The sequence below is a fragment of the Thermodesulfobacteriota bacterium genome (assembly GCA_040758155.1).
Classification (GTDB): domain Bacteria; phylum Desulfobacterota; class Deferrimicrobia; order Deferrimicrobiales; family Deferrimicrobiaceae; genus UBA2219.
On the sequence record JBFLWB010000065.1, the window covers coordinates 1 to 16,894 of the forward strand.

Genomic DNA, 16,894 nt, shown 5'->3' on the forward strand with positions numbered 1-16,894 from the left:
ACGGGCATGTCTACTGCGTTGCGCTCGGTCGGGCTCCTCGACGCACTTTCAAGTGCGCCTCCGGGGCCCTCGGTCGCGACGCCTTGTAGCCACGCCCGTCTCCACCGCCTCGCTACGGACGCTGGTGGGAAATGCGCGCTCGAGCGGCTCTACCTCGACGGGAGGGGAGGAGGGCCGCCGGAGCTGCGGGCCGACCTCTCCCGTTTTCTTGCATGGTTCCGGGCACGGTGGGGAGGCGCCCTTCCGCGCCAGCGCGATTTCCTCTTCCCTCGTCCCGAGCGCGGCTCCGCCTGCAAACGGCACAACCTGTTCCTGCGGTGGGTGGTCCGGGAGACGGACGGAGTGGACCTCGGATTGTGGAAGGCCGTGACCCCGAAGGAGCTCGTCATCCCCCTCGACACGCACATCGCGAGGATGGGGGAGTGGATCGGGCTGACCCGGCGCAGGACCCGGGACTGGCGCATGGCCGAGGAGATCACGGCCGCCCTCCGGGCGGTCCGGCCGGAAGACCCGGTGGCGTTCGACTATCCCCTCTCCCGGCTCGGGATCCTCCGGGTCTGCACCCGCCCCCGCAAGGGGATCTGTTCCGCCTGCCCGTTCGCCCCGCTCTGCTCCCGCAGGAGGAAAAACTTGCCGGGGATTCGCCCGATGGGATAAATTGGGGCGAAATCCGGCGCATCGGCGCGCGCGCATTGCACCCGGTTCCGACAGGAGACCGAATGATGGCCGAAAAGAAGCTGAAAATCGGGGAGATCCTGGTTTCCGCCGGCATCATCCAGCGGGAGCAGCTCAACGATGCCCTCCGGAGCCAGAACCAGCTCGGGGGAACGCTGGGGGAGAACCTGATCCGCCTCGGGTTCCTCACCGAGGGGGACCTGCTCAAGGCGCTGTCCGAGCAGATGGGGCTCCAGCACGTCAACCTGACGAAGGTCGAGGTGCCCGTCGCCGTGCAGCGGCTGGTGAACATGGACACGGTCCGCCTCCGGCGGATGCTCCCGATCGGCTTCGAGGGGAAAAGCCTGGTCGTGGCGATGGTGGACCCCACCGACATCTCCGCGCTTTCGGACGTGGAATTCCGCTCGGGACACCGGACCAAGGCGGTGATCCTGTCCGCCACCCAGTTCGAGCAGGCGCTGGCGTTCTTCCAGGCTCACGGGTACGGGATCGTCCCCTTGCGGCTGGAGAAGGAGGCGGGTCCCCCGAAGGGCGGCGCGCGCGTCGAGAACAACCTCGCGGGCATGCTCTCCCTGCTCCTTGCGTGGAACGGGCAGGATCTGCACCTCTCCGCGGGGGCCATCCCGTCGATCCGGGTGGACAACGAGATCCGCCGGCTCAACATCCAGGCCATGAAGCCCGCCGAGATCGAGCAGATGATCTTCTCCATCCTCACGCCGGAGCAGCGCCGGACCTTCCAGGGGCGGATGGAGCTGGACTTCGCCTTCTCCCTGCACGGGGTGGGGCGGTTCCGCTGCAACCTCTACCGCCAGCGCAATTCCATCGCCTTCACCGCCCGGCACGTCTCGGAGTCGATCCCCTCGGCCGCGGATCTCGGGCTGCCGGATTTCCTGAAGGAGTACGCCCTGAAGAACCAGGGGCTCCTCCTCGTGACCGGGCCCAACGGGCACGGGAAGTCCACCACCATGGCGTGGATGGTGGAGACGATCAACCGCGAGCGGAAGGCGAACATCATCACGATCGAGGACCCCGTCGAGTTCACTTTCCGGCACAAGAGCTCCAACGTCAATCAGCGCGAAGTCGGCACGGACACCCTCACGTTCGCCGACGGCCTGCGCCACATCTTCCGCCAGAATCCGGACGTCATCGTGATCGGGGAGCTCCGGGACTACGAGAGCATCTCCATCGCGCTCACCGCCGCGGAGACGGGGCACCTGGTGATCGGTACGCTCCATTCCCTGAACGCCACCGCGGCGGTGGACCGGATCATCGACGGCTTCCCGGCGGGCCAGCAGCAGCAGGTCCGCTCCCAGCTCGCGGAGTGCCTCCAGCTCGTGTTCTCCCAGCGGCTCCTGCGGCGCGCCGGCGGCTCCGGGAGGGTCCTGGCGTGGGAGAAGATGGCGACATCGGTCCGTGTCCGCAACGCGATCCGGGAAGGCAAGGTGCATCAGCTCCGCAGCATGATGCAGACCAACGTCGACGAGCTGGTGTCCATCGACTGGACGCTGGCGGAGCTGGTCACGGCCGGGAAGGTGAAGTACGAGGAAGCGCTGAAGTACGCCGACAACCTGAACTACCTGAACGAGCTTCTGAAGGTCCGCGGAGCGTTCAAATAACCCCGGCGCGCGGGGGAACCCGGGCGGGAGGCGGCAGCGGAAATGATCGGGAAGAAGATTCGGCTGGAGCGGATATTCGACCGGAACACCCGGCGGACGGTGATCGTGCCGCTGGACCACGGCGTGACGGTCGGGCCGATCCCGGGGCTGATCCAGATCCCCCCGGCGGCGAACCTGATCGCCGAGGGGGGCGCCAACGCGGCGGTCGTGCATCGCGGGGCCGCCATGTTCGGACACCGGGGGTACGGCAAGGACCTGGGCCTCATCCTGCACCTCTCGGCCAGCACGACCCTGTCCCCGGACTCCAACCGGAAGGTGCTGGTCGCCACCGTGGAGGACGCCCTCCAGATGGGGGCCGACGCCGTGTCCATCCACGTGAACCTGGGCGCCGACGACGAGGCGCAGATGCTGCGGGACTTCGGCAGCGTCTCGAGCGCGTGCCAGCGGTGGGGGATGCCGCTCCTGGCGATGATGTACACGCGGGGGCCGAAGATCCGGAACGAGTACGACGTCCGGTACATCCGCCACGCCGCGCGCGTCGGGGCGGAGATGGGGGCGGACATCGTGAAGGTTCCCTACACGGGTACGCCGGAGACGTTCCGCGAGGTCACGGAGGGGTGCGGCTCCCCCGTGGTCATCGCCGGCGGGGAGAAGATGGAGAGCGACGAGGACGTGCTGCGCATGGTCCACGACGCCGTCGCGGCGGGAGGCGCGGGCGCGTCGATCGGGCGCAACGTCTTCCAGCACCGTTCCCCATCCGCCATGGTGAAGGCCATCGCGGCCATCGTCCATGGGAACGCCACCCTCAAGGAGGCGATCGGTCTGGCCAAGGCGAGGGCTCGTTGAGCATCCCCCGGATCTGGGCGCGGATCGTCCCCTGGGACAAGGAGGCGGCGGTTTCCGCCATCGAATCGGGAGTGGATGCGCTGTGGGTGCCGGACGGCTGCGCCGAAAAGGCACGCGCGCTCGGACGCGTGACGACGATCTGCTCCGACGGGGATCTCCGCGAGGGGACCCACTTCCGGGTCACCCGGATCGAGCGGAAGGAGGACGAGGCGCGGATCGCCGCCTCCCCGCCGGGCGCCGCCTGGGTGGTCTACCCCGGTGAGGGGGAGATCATCCCGCTGGAGAACCTGGTCGCCCTGGGCCGGACGATCCTCGTCGTGGCCAGGACGCCGGCCGACGTGACGCTCTACCGGGGGGTCCTGGAGCGGGGAGTGTACGGGCTGGTGCTCGACAGCCCCGATCCCGCGGGGGTTCGGGCGCTGGCCGGGGCCGCCGGGGCGCGCGCGGAGGACGTGGCCCTCGCCGCGGCGAAGGTCACCGAGGTGGCCGCCCTGGGCATGGGCGACCGGGTGTGCGTGGACACCTGCACGTGGATCGAAGGGAGCCGGGGGATGCTGGTCGGCAACGGGAGCGCGGGGCTGTTCCTGGTGTGCGCGGAGAACGTCCCCAACCCGTACGTCCTTCCCCGCCCGTTCCGCGTCAACGCCGGGGCGGTCCATTCGTACTGCCGCATCCCGGGAGGCCGCACCGCCTACCTGTCCGACCTGGCTTCGGGCTCCGAGGTCCTGCTCGTGGACGAGTCGGGGAAAGGCGAGATCGCGTACATCGGCCGCGTGAAGGTGGAGCGGCGCCCGCTCCTGCTGATCCGGGCCGTCGCGCCGTCCGGCGAGGAGCATTCCGTCGTACTGCAGAACGCAGAGACGATCCGGCTCGTGGGACCGGGCGGGGCCGCCGCTTCGGTCGCCCGGATCCGCGCCGGGGACGAAGTGCTGCTGATGGAAGGACGCGCCGGCAGGCACTTCGGCATTGCGGTGGAGGAAACGATCCGGGAAAAATAACGGCTGCGCGACCCGGACCGCGGTAAACTTAATAATTGTAGAGTCGCAGGCGGTTTCCGAAAGGGGGAAACATGTTCGGACTGGGTCTGCCGGAGCTCCTCATCATCCTCGTGATCGTTGTGCTGATCTTCGGGGCGGGGCGTCTGCCCCAGCTCGGCGCCGGAATCGGCGAGGGGATCCGGAACTTCAAGAAGTCGATGAAGGAAGAGAAGGGCGACGGGAGCGGCAAGGGCAAGAATGAGATAGACGTCACCCCGCGGGGCGACGATTCAGGGAAGAAATAACCGGGATTTCCGCTTCAGCGATTAAAAGGGGGGGGCAGGCTCCCCCCCCTCCTTTTCCCTTCCATCAGTTCGCGTCCTTCGCCTCCAGGCGGTAGCTGTCGATCTGCTCCCTGGGAGGGGCGTCGAAGAACATTACCATGAACGGTACCGCCTTCCCCGGAGCGACGTCCATGTTCGCGAGCCGCTCCCCGAGCGGATTCGCCATCGTCTTCTCGAGAGTCGGACGGTCCGCAGCCTGGAGCTTTTCCGCGGAGATCGTGTTGCCGGCGAAAACCGCCTGTTCCATCAGGACATTTCCGGTATTGTCCAGCAGCGAGGCATGGATCCGGATTCCGCTTTTCCCCGCCGTGGAGAGATTGGTCACCTGCCCCTCGATGACGAGGATCTGCGGAGAAGCGGCGCCGCTGACGTAGTACGGGATCCGCTCCCGCACTTCGTACCGGGATTCCGCCTTGACGGGCGCCGTCCCGCCGAACAGGGCCGCGATGCGGGGGAACAGATCGCCGATCGCCTTCTTCCCCGGACCGGTGAGCCCGAAGAAACCGGCCGCCCCGAGGACGGCCGCCAGCGCGAGGATGCCTGCGATCCGCCCGATCCGGAGAGGCGGACGTTCGACGGCGGGCCTCGGCGCCGGCTCCCGTTCCGCCGCGGCGGCCGGGGAAAGTTCCCGCGGCTCGTCCTCCCGGTACGGCGGCGCCTCGATCTCCGGGGACTCGGCCTCGGGCGTGACGTTTCCCTGGAGGGCGATCTCCTCTTCTTCCCGCGGCGCAGGGAGGTGTCGGTCCGGTGGAGCGGCGACGGACGTCGGTTCGAGCGAGAGGGGAGGCTCGGCGGCCGCCGGCGTTTCCGCGATCGACAGAGAGATGTCGGACCCTTGACCGATATCCGCCTCGCGCACCTGCGTCTGGAGGTATTCGACGGTCTCCGAATCGCCGACGAGGAATCCCGCGTCCGCCGGCGGGGGAGCGGCGGGTTCCTCCGCGGGCGGTACGTCGAAGGCCAGCTCCGCCGGAGGCTCGAACGCGATTTCCGCCGGAGGCTCGAACGCGATTTCGGCCGGAGGCTCCCATGCGGGCGGCTCCTCCTTCGGCGGTTCCGGGGGCGGCTCCGGAGGCGGCCCGCTGAGGAGCGCCTCGAACGCGAGGTCCACCTCGTCCTTCGCCGGGGCCTCCGTCGGCCGCGCGGCCGGCCCGGGGAAGGGTATCAGGTTGTCGGGAGGCGGCGCGATGTCCTCGACGGGCGGTTCCTTGAGGACGACGATCTGGTCCCCGCACTTCCGGCATTTCACGCGGGCGCCCCGTCCCTTTATCTTCGTTTCGTCGAGACGGAACCGTGCGCCGCAGCTCTTGCACTCGATGATCATTCGCGTCCTCCGGATCTTGGTGTGACGTGTTTCCGTTGGGTCAATTCGTAGATATGCGGCAATTCCCGGCCCAGGTCGGCGTAGTCCATGCCGTAACCGACGAGGAACCCGCTTCCGGCGCGGAAGCCGGGGAAATCGACGGTGGTGCCCGCCTCGCGGCGCGTCCGCTTGTCCACGAGGGCGCAGAAACGCACCGAACGCGGGCCCTTCCGCTCGAAATGCCGGCGCAGCGCGCGGACGGTCCGGCCCGTGTCGACGATCTCCTCCACCACGAGGACGTGCTTCCCCGCCGCGTCCGTCTCGATGTCCTGCGCGAGGCGCGCCTTTCCCCGGGGGATAGTGCCCCCGCGGTAACTGGACATCCGGACGAAGTCGATGACGGCCGGCACGGTGATCTCGCGCGCCAGGTCGGCGAGGAAGAACAGGGAGCCCTTCAGCACGCCGACGAGGAGCAGCCCGGACCCGGCGTCGGCGTACGCGCGGTCGATCCGGCGGGCGATCGCCGTCACCTTCCGGCGGATCTGCTCCTCGGTGTACCGCCGGCGAAGACCGTTCCCTGGCCTCAAAAGGTCGTCCCCTCCCCGATGGCTGACTCCGACTATATGGAATTTCCTTCCCGGACTCAAGACGTTGCGGCGCGCAGCGCGGCCTCCCTGCGCCGTCCCCCGAGGGCGCAGAGGAGGATCCCCAGCTCGAAGAGCGCGTACATGGGGACGGAGACCAGGATCTGCGACACCACGTCGGGCGGCGTGAGCACGGTGGCGAGAAGGAGCGCGCCCAGAATGGCGCCCTTGCGCCATTTCCGCAGGAATGACGCGGAAAGGATCCCTCCGCGCCCCGCCAGGTACAGGACGAGCGGCAGCTCGAACATCACGCCGAAGATCAGGAGGAGGCGCAGCACCAGGGAGAGCGTTTCCTTCATCGACGGCATCGGGACCACGACATTCCTCCCGAAGGAGAGGAAGAAGGTCATGATCGACGGGACCGCGATGAAGTACGCGAAGGCCATCCCCGCCAGCATCCCGAGGGTCGTCCAGAATGCGAACATGACGACGAGCTTTCTTTCCTTGGAGTACAGGCCAGGGCTGACGAACCGCCACACCTGGTAGAAGATGACGGGGGAGGCGAGGACGAATCCCCCCCACAGCGCCAGCTTGAAATAGGTGAGGAACGCTTCGGTGAGCTCGGTGAATATCATGCGGGAGTCCGCCGGCAGCGCCCCGGTCACCGGCCGGAGGAGCTCCCGGTAGATCTCCGCGGAGAAGTTGTAGCACAGCGCGGTGGCGACGCCGAAGGCGATCAGCGAGCGGAGCAGCCGGGAGCGGAGTTCTTCGAGGTGCTCGGTGATGGGCTGGCGGATCTCTTCCTGCGGCGTCTCCAAGGGGCGTCAGTCCTGCCGCGGCGGGGGAGGCGCCTGTTCCGTTCCGGCGGGCGGCGCGGGGGCATCCGGCTCCTTGGGAGGGATCTGCGGCTGCGGCGGCTCCGCGCCCTTCGGCGGCTCTTCCTCCTGCGCCGTCTCTTCCTCCTTCACCGCCTCCTCGATCCCTTTCTTGACTTCCTCGGACGCCTTCTTGAACTCCGCGATCCCTTTCCCCAGGCTCTTGGCCAGGTCGGGCAGACGTTTCGGTCCGAAGACGATCAGGACCACGACAAGGATGATGATCATCTCCTGGAAGCCGATGCCGAACATGCATTCCTCTCGTCGAGCAGCGTCTGGGGGAATCGTAACCCACATTATACTTCGCGTGCGCGGCAAGTCCACGGCGGGGAAGGAGAATGGGAAGGGGGATATCCGATCGGATAAGGGGATATCCGATCGGGGATCGGGCGGCGGCGGGGGGAGTGGACGGGAACGCGCAAGTCGCCGATTCGAAACGGCATCGTATCCGGCACGGCTATTGAAGGTATTTTCCTGTTCCCCGCAGGAATCCACGCCGGTTCATGAGAGGATGACGATGTTCCTCGGCATCGATGTCGGCTCGATCAGCATGAAGTTCGCCCTGTTCCTCGAAAACGGGGAAGACAATCCGCCCGCGGAGGTCCTGGCGAAGTTCCTCTCCCCCGAGCCGGTGGCCCTGGGAGCGGCGGGGAGAGGATACGTCCTCTCCTACGACCGGATCCTGGGCGATCCGATGCGGAAGGTCCCCGAGCGGCTCCGGCGATGGATCGATGTCCTGGGAGAGGACCGGATCGCCGGGATTTCGATCACCGGGAGGAGCGGGCGCCAGTTGGCGCCGCGGGTCGGCGGAGTCTACGAGAACGATTTCCGTTGCCTGGTGAAGGCCGTGACGGCCTCCCATCCGGAGGTCCGCACGATCTTCGAGATGGGCGGAGAAAACGCGAAGGTCATCCGCCTCGAGCCCGCGGGCAGGGACGGGGCCCTGACCATCCGGGACTACGACTCCAACGGCGACTGCGCGGCGGGCACCGGGTCGTTCATCGACCAGCAGGCCCACCGGATGAAGATCGAGGTGGAGACCATCGGGGACATGGTGGCCCAGGCGGCCAGCGCCGCGCGGATCGCGGGGCGCTGCTCGGTTTTCGCCAAGACCGACATGATCCACGCGCAGCAGAAGGGGTATTCCCCGGAGGAGATCCTCAAGGGCCTCTGCGAGGCGGTGGCTCGCAATTTCAAGAGCAACATCAACAAGGGGAAGGACCCCGTCCCGGCGATCGCGCTGGTCGGCGGCCTCTTCGGGAATACCGGCGTGGTCCGGGCGATCGGGGACGTTTTCGGCCTCGAAGCGGGGCAGACGGTGCTCCCGAAGGGATACGCCCATATGGGGGCGCTCGGCGCCGCGATGTCGGCCTCGGAGGCGGACCGGGAGCGGGGGAGCTGCCGCGCGTCCGTCGAGCGGACCGGAGGCGATGAGACCGGGGAGCAGCCGTTCCCCTCATGGCCTCCTCTCACCACGGAGAACGTCGTGTTCCTCCGGGACCGCGTGCGGCCGGCGCCGCCGCCTGCCGGCAGGCCCGAGGTCTTCCTGGGGATCGACATCGGCTCCGTTTCCACGAACTTCGTCCTGCTCGACCGGCAGGGAAATTTGCTCAAGGAGATCTACGTCCGCACCCAGGGACGGCCCGTCCAGGTGGTGACCGACGGCCTGAAGGAGCTCCAGGACGAGTTCGGCGACGGGGTCCGGATCCGCGGCGTGGGGACCACCGGCTCGGGCCGCGAGCTGATCGGCGAGCTGGTCGGCGCCGACACCGTCCAGGACGAGATCACCGCGCATAAAACCGGGTCCACGTTCATCGCCGACCGGTTCTTCGGCGTCCCCGTGGATACCATCTTCGAGATCGGCGGGCAGGATTCCAAGTACATCGGGCTGGACAACGGCGTCGTCACCGATTTCGCCATGAACGACGCGTGCGCCGCGGGCACCGGCTCGTTCCTCGAGGAGCAGGCGGAGCGGCTGGGGATCCGGATCAAGGGGGAGTTCGCGGAGCTGGCGCTCTCCTCCGCGGCGCCGGTCCGCATGGGGGAGCGGTGCACCGTCTTCATGGAGCAGGACCTGAACAACTACCTTAACCGGGGCGCGCGGAAGGACGACCTCGTCGCGGGGCTGGCCTACTCCGTGGTGATGAACTACCTGAACCGCGTCGTGCGGGGGCGGAAGATCGGCGAGACGATCTACTTCCAGGGCGGCACGGCCTACAACGACGCGGTGGCCGCGGCCTTCTCGCAGGTGCTCGGCCGGAAGATCATCGTTCCGCCGCACAACGGCGTGATCGGTGCGATCGGGATGGCGCTCCTGGCGCGCGACCGGATCCGGGCCACCGGTGAGGCGACGAAGTTCCGCGGCTTCGACCTGTCGAAAGTCGACTACCGGCGGCGGGAGTTCGTCTGCAGGGGGTGCAGCAACTGCTGCGACATGCAGGAGATCCGGATCGGCGAGAGCCGGACCTACTGGGGCGACAAGTGCTCCGAGAAGTTCCGCAAGCCCGCCCGGACCGACGCCCGTCCGGTGATCGAGGACCTCGTGGGGAAGCGGACCGCCTGGTTCGACCGGGCGGTGGAGGAGACTCCGGAAAGAGGGCCGCGGGGCACCGTCGGCTTCCCCCGCGCGATGTACTTCTACGAGCGGTTCCCCTTCTGGAGGGCGCTCCTCTCCCGCATGGGCTTCGGGGTAAAGGTGTCCCCCCGGACGGACAAGGCGATCGCGCGCGAGGGGCTCGAGCGCACCGTGGCCGAGCCGTGCTATCCCATCCAGGTCGCCCACGGGCACGTGTCGGCGCTGCTCGACGCCGGGATCGATTTCCTGTTCCTGCCGAACCAGATCAACTCGGAGACGGCGCACACGCACACGGAATCGCACTTCTGCCCGTGGGGGCAGACGCTCCCGTTCGTGATCGCCGGCGTTCCCAAATGGGAGAAGGAGCTCCGGCAGAAGCTGCTGTCCCCGACCATCCGGTTCCGCGACGGCGAGGACTACCTGGTGGAGGACCTGCACGACTGCTTCGGCCCGCTGGGCGTGTCGCGCAGGGAGATCCGCGAGGGGATCCGCGAGGGGTACCGGGAGCAGGCGAAGCTCGGGGTCTTCCTGCACGCCGCGGGGAAGGACGCCGTGGAGCGGATCGCGCAGGCCGGGGCGGACGCGATCGTCCTTCTCGGGAGGCCGTACAACCTCTACGACCGGGACATCAACCTGAACATCCCCGCGAAACTGCGCGACCAGTACGGCGCGAACGTGGTGCCGATCGACTTCCTCCCGGTCGACGATATCGACATCCGCGACGTGAACGAGAACATGTTCTGGAATTACGGCCGCAAGATCATCGCGGCCGCGAAGTGGTGCCGGAGCCACCCGAAGTTCCACACGATCTACGTCACCAACTTCAAGTGCGGCCCCGACTCCTTCGTGCGGCACTTCATCACGAGGGCGTCGGGCGCGCCGTACCTGACGCTGCAGTTCGACGGCCACGGCAACGACGCCGGGTACATGACCCGGTGCGAAGCCTATCTCGACAGCAAGGGGGTTCTCCGCCCATGGGCGAAGCCGTGAGCGGCTCTCCGCTGTCCGGCAGGACGGTCTACATCCACCCGATGACGGATGCCGGCGTGCGGGCCATCGCCTCGGCGTTCCGGTCGGTCGGGATCCGTGCGGAGGCGATGCCGCCCTCCGACGACGAAACGCTGCTCCTGGGAGGGCGCCATTCCTCGGGCGAGGAGTGCCTGCCGCTGAAGATCACCCTGGGGGACACCCTCAAGCTCCTGGTGCACGGGAAGGTCTCCCCCGACCGGATGGCTCTCCTCATGCCGACCTCGGACGGCCCCTGCCGCTTCGGGCAGTACGGGCCGTACATCAAGGGAGTCCTGGGGGAGATGGGATACGGCGGCGTCCTGGTCGTCTCGCCGACCTGCAAGGACGGCTACAGCGGCATCGGCGACCACGCGGACGAGCTGCTGCGCACGGCGTGGCGGGCCATGGTGGGCGCCGAGCAGCTCACCAAGCTCCTGCTGCGTATCCGCCCCTACGAGACCGTGAAGGGGGCGGCGGACGCGGCGTACCGGGAGGCGCTTTCCGGCTTCTGCGAAGCCGTCGAGGTCCGGGGGAAGGGGAGTTCGGACCGGATGGAGCGGATGAAGAAGGCGCTGGCGGCGGGGCGCGCGCTGCTCCACGCGGTGCCGGCCGATCTCTCCGTCCCCAGGCCGCTGGTGGGGATCGTGGGGGAGATCTTCTGCCGCCTCAACCGCTTCAGCAACGACGACGTGGTGCGCAAGGTCGAGGAGGCGGGCGGCGAGTGCTGGATCTCGGACGTCAGCGAGTGGCTCTGGTACACCAACGCGAACCATATCCGGCGGCTGAAGCGGTTCCGGAAGCACTTGACGATGGAGATGTTCGGGGCGAAGCTGAAATGGCACTTCCAGCATCGGGACGAGATGGATCTGTCCTCCGTGTTCGGGACCGATTTCCGGGGGTACGAGGAGCCGCACGACATCCGGGAGATCCTCGAGCTGGCCAGGCCGTACCTTCTGCCCGAAGGCGCGCTGGGCGAGATGCTCCTGTCGGTGGCCAAATCGGTGTACCTCTTCGGCAAGGGAGCGGACGGCGTGCTCGACATCAACCCGTTTTCCTGCATGAACGGCATCGTCTCCGAGGCGGTCTATCCCCGCCTGTCGCGCGACTGCGACGGCTTCCCCGTGCGGGTGCTTTACTACGACGGGACGCAGAAGGACCGCCGGTACGAGCTCGACATCTTCATGGACCTCGTGCGGGAGTACTCCGCGAGGAAGCGGATCGGCCGCGTCCTCCCCCCCGGGATGGGGAAGGACGCGGTGAAACGGTGAAGATCGCCGTCCTTTCCGACCTCCATGCGAACGGGGACGCGCTCCGGGCGGTCCTGCGGGAGCTGGAGGCGCGCCGTCCCGACCGGGTGTACCACCTCGGCGACCTCGTGGGATACAACGCCGAGCCGGAATTCTGCGTCCGGTGGGCCATGGAGCGCGCGGCGGGCGGGGTGTGCGGGAACCACGACGCCGTCGCGTGCGGCCGCGCCTCCGGGCTGGATTTCCACGAGGCGGCCCGCACGGCCGCGCTCTGGTCGCGGGAGCGCATTTCCGAACCGAGCCGGCTCTACCTGGCGGCGCTTCCGTCCCGCCTGAACGCGGAAGGACCCGCAAAGCTGGTCCACGGCTCCGTGGACGATCCCGACCGGTACGTCTACTCGATCGACCAGGCCATCGAGGAGATGGAGTCGCCGTCCTGCGCCGCGGTGGACGGCCCCGTCTTCTTCGGGCACACCCACGTGGCGGGAGGGTTCGTGCGCCGCGCGGGCGGGGGCGTCGTGCACGTGTCTCCGGGGAAGCTGCGCCTTTCGAAGGGGGAGCGGGCGCTCCTCAATCCCGGCAGCGTCGGGCAGCCGCGCGACGGGAATCCCGACGCCTCCTTCCTGATATACGACGCGGACCGGCGGGAGGTCGAGTGGATCCGCGTGCCGTACGACATCGAGGCGGCTCAGGCGAAGGTTCTCGCCGCGGGGCTCCCCCCGTTCTTCGCCGACCGGCTCCGGGACGGAACGTGAGGCGCGCGGCTTTCCGCCTTCTCCCCCACACCGCGGATCTGCGGGTCGAGGTCCGCGCTCCCGATTTCCCCTCCCTGTGCGCGCGCTCCGTGGAAGCGGTCTTTTCCCTGTTGACGGACCGGCGGAGGGTGCGGCGCGTCGAGCGGCGCGCCGTCTCCTTCCCTCCCGGCTCTCCGGAAGAGCTGCTCCTCTCGGTCCTCCGCCGGGCGCTTCTTCTCTTTTCCCTCGACAGGTACCTGGTGCGGGACGCGGATGCTAACATGGAAGGTGAAAATCTCGTATTGAGCGTCGAGGGGGAACCGTCGGACGCCTCCCGCCATGTCGTGTCGAGGGAGATCAAGGCGGTCACGGCCCACGCCCTGACCGTCGAATGCGGGCCCCCGGGATACACGGCCCGCTTCCTTCTGGACGTGTAACCCCCTCGGGCCCCCGGATGCGGGGGCAGGAGGGCGCCGTGCGGTTCGAGGACGTCTCTCTCAAGCAGCTTTCGGATACGGAGTGGGAAATCCCGCGGTCGGGCGGGATGCTCGTGCCGGGACTCGTGTTCGCCTCCCGCGAGATGATGGAGGACATCGTCCGGGACCAGGCGCTCCGGCAGGTCATCAACGTCGCCCACCTTCCCGGAATCCTCTCCCGCAGCATCGGCATGCCCGACATCCATTGGGGATACGGCTTCCCCATCGGCGGGGTGGCCGCCATGGACGTCGACGAGGGGGTGATCTCTCCGGGCGGCGTCGGATACGACATCAACTGCGGCGTCCGGCTGATGCGCTCGAACCTCACGGTCGCCGATCTTCGTCCCCGGCTCCCCGAGCTGGTCGCGGCGCTGCACCGGGAGGTGCCGTCCGGGGTGGGCTCGACGGGATTCGTCCGGCTGTCCGCGAAGGACATGGAGAAGGTCCTGTCCGAGGGAACGCGCTGGGCGCTCTCGCGCGGGTTCGCCTCCGCGGAGGACGTGGAGCGCACGGAGAGCGGCGGCAGGTATCCCGGCGCCGACCCGGACGCCGTGTCGGACTTCGCGAAGAAGCGGGGAACGGACCAGCTCGGCACCCTCGGCGCGGGGAATCATTTCCTGGAGGTCGACGAGGTGGAGGAGGTCTTCTTCCCCGAAGCGGCCGAAGCGTTCGGGCTGTTCCGCGGGCAGGCGGTCTTCTTCATCCATTCGGGGTCGCGCGGGCTGGGGTACCAGGTCTGCGACGACTACCTCGACGTGATGGGCGCCTACATGCGGAAGGAGCGGCTCTCCGTTCCCGACCGCCAGCTCGCCTGCGCCCACATCGCGTCCGGCGAGGGAAAGCGGTACCTGTCCGCCCTGGCCGCCGCGGCGAACTACGCGTTCAACAACCGCCAGCTCCTGGGGCACCAGACGCGGGAGACCGTGCTGAAGACGCTGTCCATCTCCCCCCGGGACGCCGGGATCCGCGTCGTCTACGACGTGGGGCACAACAACGCGAAGTTCGAGCGGTACGAGGTCGACGGGAAGCTCCGGAACGTGCTCGTCCACCGGAAGGGGGCGACGCGGGCGTTTCCGCCGGAACATCCCGAGATCCCGCCGGAGTACCGGGAGGTCGGCCAGCCGGTTTTCATCCCGGGCGACATGGGGCGGAGCTCCTTCGTCCTCGCGGGCGCGCCCGGCGCGATGCAGCGGTCGTTCGGGTCCACGTGCCACGGGGCGGGGCGGCGGCTGAGCCGCAAGGCGGCGGTCCAGAGCCTGCGCGGAAGGTCGGTGTTCGACGAGATGGCGAAGCGCAACGTCCTCGTGGCCTGCACCTCCCGCAGGGTGCTCGCCGAGGAGATCCCGGAGGCGTACAAGGAGGTCGGATCCGTGGTGGACGTGGTGGACCGCGCGGGGATCGCGCGGAAGGTGGCCCGGCTGAAGCCGGTGGCCGTGGTCAAGGGATGACGTTCCCATGACGATCCGGCCGTGGTACGAGACGATCTTCGACGAGCGCTACCCGGATTTGTTCGGTCCCCTGGAGCAGGACCCGGAGGAGGAAGTCGCCCGGATCGTGGAGCTCCTGTCGATCCCCCCGGGCTCCCATGTCGTCGACCTCGGCTGCGGCCGGGGGCGGCACGCGATCCCGCTTTCCCGCCGGGGATACCGCGTGACGGGGGTCGACATCTCCGAAAAGATGCTCCGGCTGGCGCAGGAACGGGCGGGGCGCGAGAACGTCTCCGTGGAGTGGGTCCGCGAGGACATGCGGCAGTTCGTCCGCCCCGACCGGTACGACGCCTGCCTCTCGCTGTTCACCTCCTTCGGCTTCTTCTGCGACGAGGAGAACGCCAGGGTGCTCCGGAACGTCGCGCGCAGCCTGAAGCCGGGCGGCGCGCTGCTCCTCGACCTGCGCAACGCGCAGAAGGGGCTCGCCGGCGAGGAGGACCACGAGAAGACGGTCACGGTCCCGTCGGGAAAGCTGCGCATGCGCGTCCGCTTCGACCGCGCAACGTGCCGCGCCCACGCCGAGCACGAGCTGACCCGACCGGACGGGATCCGGATCTCCTCCAGGTTCGACGTCCGGATCTACTCGGAAGCGGAGCTCTGCGCGATGCTTCGGAAAGCGGGGATGCGCATCCGCGCCATCCACGGCTCCCTCGAAGGGGGGCCGTTCACCCGCGGGGCGGACCGGATGGTGGTAATTGCCGCCAGGGATTGATGCCGCAGGCGGCGATCACCACCATACGGTCGGAGCAACAGAGGGGGACACTCTTAGCGTACCGTGACTGGCGGGGGACACACTTCCCCTTTCCCCCCGGAATGAAGCGAAGTATGTCCCCCTCTGTCCCGGATTATCGCGAATCGGCTTCCGATGCGGAAAAGCCGCGCCGCTCGATTAAAGCAGGTCGTCCGCTCCGCCTCTGCGCGGGGAAGGGGCGCCCGCCGCGGGCCGGCCCAATTCGGGGATCGTCCCCAGCTTGAACGGGAGGACCATCCCGCCGTTGTCGTCCGGCGGAAGCGCCTTGCCGGACGCCGGGTCCACCCGGGCGAACGTGACGCCCGCAGGCACCGGGAACTCCCGGTCGGGATAGTACGCCAGAGCTTTCTGCATGAAGGTCTTCCATACCGGCAGCGCCACCGAGGCGGCCGATTGCCGGTCCCCCAGCGACGACGGCGTGTCGAACCCCACCCAGACCGCGGTCATCACGTCCGGCAATCCGCCGACGAACCAGGCGTCCGTGTTCTCGTTCGTCGTGCCGGTCTTCCCCGCGAGGTTCGGCGACAGCTCCCGGGCGGAGACGCCGGTCCCGCTGCGCAGGACTTCCTGCATCAGCCGGATCGTCAGGTACGCCGTTTCGGGAGAGATCACGGGGACGGTCCGGGGCTCCGCCCGCTCCAGGATGTTCCCGTCGGCATCCTGGACTTCCCGGATGAAGAACGGCGTCGGCCGATGTCCCCCGTTGGCGAAGGTCGAATAGGCCGTGACGAGCTCGAGCGGCGTGACGCCGGACGAGCCCAGCGCGATGGAAAGGTTCCGCTCGAGCGGCGACTGGATCCCGAGCTCCTGCGCCATCCGGATCGCCGTGTCCACGCCGATCTCGTTCAGCAGGCGGACGGTCGCCAGGTTCCTCGACTTCGCCAACGCTTCCAGCAGCGGGATGGGGCCGAGGAACGTCCCGTCGTAGTTCTTCGGCTTCCACATATCCTTATCGTTCATCTCGAACTCGATCGGGGAATCGTAGGCGGTGGCGACCACCGTCTTCCCCTTGTCGATCGCGGCCCCGTAGATGATCGGCTTGAAGGCCGATCCCGGCTGCCGCCTCGCCTGCAGCGCCCGGTTGAACTGCGACGCGGCGAAGTCGACTCCCCCCACCATCGCCAGGACGCCGCCCGTGTCGGGGTCCATGCACAGGAGGGCGCCCTGGAGCCCCTTGTAGCCGTTCCGCTCCTCCATCCGCGCCACACCGTCCTTCAATGCGTCCGTGGCCGCTTCCTGGAGCCGGCCGTCGATGGTCGTGTAGATCTTCAGCTCGGTCCGGTTGACCGTCTCCGCCCCGTAGCGGTCCTGGAGGTACAGGCGGACGTATTCGAGGAAGTAGGCCGCCTTCGACCGGAAGCTCGTGGGGGGCGCCAGCACAATGCGGGTCCGGTAC

The 16,894-nt window shown here is 68.2% G+C and carries 16 protein-coding genes; 11 read left to right on the forward strand and 5 right to left on the reverse strand.

The genetic code is table 11. The annotated features are described in order from the left end of the window. The 5 genes from AB1346_03940 to tatA form a co-directional block, all read left to right on the forward strand. Positions 1-657, forward strand: a 657-nt coding sequence (locus AB1346_03940) for a DUF2400 family protein (protein MEW6719582.1), incomplete at its 5' end; no start/stop codon positions are given. A 62-nt stretch (positions 658-719) separates the two neighbouring features. Next, positions 720-2,291 (forward strand): PilT/PilU family type 4a pilus ATPase, encoded by a 1,572-nt coding sequence (locus AB1346_03945; GenBank protein MEW6719583.1) that lies wholly within the window; start codon positions 720-722, stop codon positions 2,289-2,291. Between the two features lie 42 nt (positions 2,292-2,333). After that, on the forward strand, positions 2,334-3,137 hold the full coding sequence (locus AB1346_03950; GenBank protein MEW6719584.1) for a 2-amino-3,7-dideoxy-D-threo-hept-6-ulosonate synthase: 804 nt from the start codon (positions 2,334-2,336) through the stop codon (positions 3,135-3,137). Beyond that, positions 3,134-4,135 carry a 3-dehydroquinate synthase II gene (locus AB1346_03955; GenBank protein MEW6719585.1) on the forward strand — a complete coding sequence of 334 codons (1,002 nt, stop codon included), beginning with the start codon at positions 3,134-3,136 and terminating at the stop codon, positions 4,133-4,135. Before AB1346_03950 ends, AB1346_03955 begins: the two co-directional genes overlap by 4 nt. Positions 4,136-4,206: 71 nt before the next feature. Beyond that, positions 4,207-4,419 carry a twin-arginine translocase TatA/TatE family subunit gene (gene tatA / locus AB1346_03960; GenBank protein MEW6719586.1) on the forward strand — a complete coding sequence of 71 codons (213 nt, stop codon included), beginning with the start codon at positions 4,207-4,209 and terminating at the stop codon, positions 4,417-4,419. Between the two features lie 64 nt (positions 4,420-4,483). Here tatA and AB1346_03965 read toward each other — a convergent pair whose 3' ends face one another. Genes AB1346_03965 through tatB form a run of 4 tightly spaced genes read right to left on the reverse strand, consistent with a single transcriptional unit; the run spans position 4,484 to position 7,472 of the window. Next, positions 4,484-5,782 carry a zinc-ribbon domain-containing protein gene (locus AB1346_03965; GenBank protein ID MEW6719587.1) on the reverse strand — a complete coding sequence of 433 codons (1,299 nt, stop codon included), beginning with the start codon at positions 5,780-5,782 and terminating at the stop codon, positions 4,484-4,486. After that, a complete protein-coding gene (hpt, locus tag AB1346_03970; protein ID MEW6719588.1) occupies positions 5,779-6,348 on the reverse strand; it encodes a hypoxanthine phosphoribosyltransferase in 570 nt (189 codons plus the stop codon). Before hpt ends, AB1346_03965 begins: the two co-directional genes overlap by 4 nt. A gap of 56 nt (positions 6,349-6,404) precedes the next feature. Further along, positions 6,405-7,163: a twin-arginine translocase subunit TatC gene (tatC, locus tag AB1346_03975; GenBank protein ID MEW6719589.1), complete on the reverse strand. Its 759-nt coding sequence runs from the start codon at positions 7,161-7,163 to the stop codon at positions 6,405-6,407. A 6-nt stretch (positions 7,164-7,169) separates the two neighbouring features. Next, positions 7,170-7,472 carry a Sec-independent protein translocase protein TatB gene (tatB, locus tag AB1346_03980; GenBank protein MEW6719590.1) on the reverse strand — a complete coding sequence of 101 codons (303 nt, stop codon included), beginning with the start codon at positions 7,470-7,472 and terminating at the stop codon, positions 7,170-7,172. Between the two features lie 259 nt (positions 7,473-7,731). On the opposite strand from tatB, the gene AB1346_03985 reads away from it, so the two are divergent. The 6 genes from AB1346_03985 to AB1346_04010 are packed head-to-tail and all read left to right on the forward strand — an operon-like array spanning position 7,732 to position 15,459. Then, entirely contained in the window at positions 7,732-10,785 is a 3,054-nt protein-coding gene (locus AB1346_03985) for an acyl-CoA dehydratase activase (protein MEW6719591.1), read from the forward strand. Then, a complete protein-coding gene (locus AB1346_03990; protein MEW6719592.1) occupies positions 10,770-12,071 on the forward strand; it encodes a hypothetical protein in 1,302 nt (433 codons plus the stop codon). Before AB1346_03985 ends, AB1346_03990 begins: the two co-directional genes overlap by 16 nt. Then, positions 12,068-12,805 (forward strand): metallophosphoesterase family protein, encoded by a 738-nt coding sequence (locus AB1346_03995; protein MEW6719593.1) that lies wholly within the window; start codon positions 12,068-12,070, stop codon positions 12,803-12,805. Before AB1346_03990 ends, AB1346_03995 begins: the two co-directional genes overlap by 4 nt. Continuing rightward, a complete protein-coding gene (locus AB1346_04000) occupies positions 12,802-13,221 on the forward strand; it encodes an archease (protein ID MEW6719594.1) in 420 nt (139 codons plus the stop codon). The genes AB1346_03995 and AB1346_04000 overlap by 4 nt, the downstream gene beginning before the upstream one ends. A gap of 38 nt (positions 13,222-13,259) precedes the next feature. After that, on the forward strand, positions 13,260-14,708 hold the full coding sequence (locus AB1346_04005) for an RtcB family protein (GenBank protein MEW6719595.1): 1,449 nt from the start codon (positions 13,260-13,262) through the stop codon (positions 14,706-14,708). 7 nt (positions 14,709-14,715) lie between these two features. Then, positions 14,716-15,459, forward strand: coding sequence for a methyltransferase domain-containing protein (locus AB1346_04010; GenBank protein MEW6719596.1), 744 nt, complete (start codon positions 14,716-14,718; stop codon positions 15,457-15,459). A 177-nt stretch (positions 15,460-15,636) separates the two neighbouring features. Here AB1346_04010 and AB1346_04015 read toward each other — a convergent pair. After that, a partial coding sequence (locus AB1346_04015; GenBank protein ID MEW6719597.1) for a penicillin-binding transpeptidase domain-containing protein occupies positions 15,637-16,894 on the reverse strand: 1,258 nt, incomplete at its 5' end.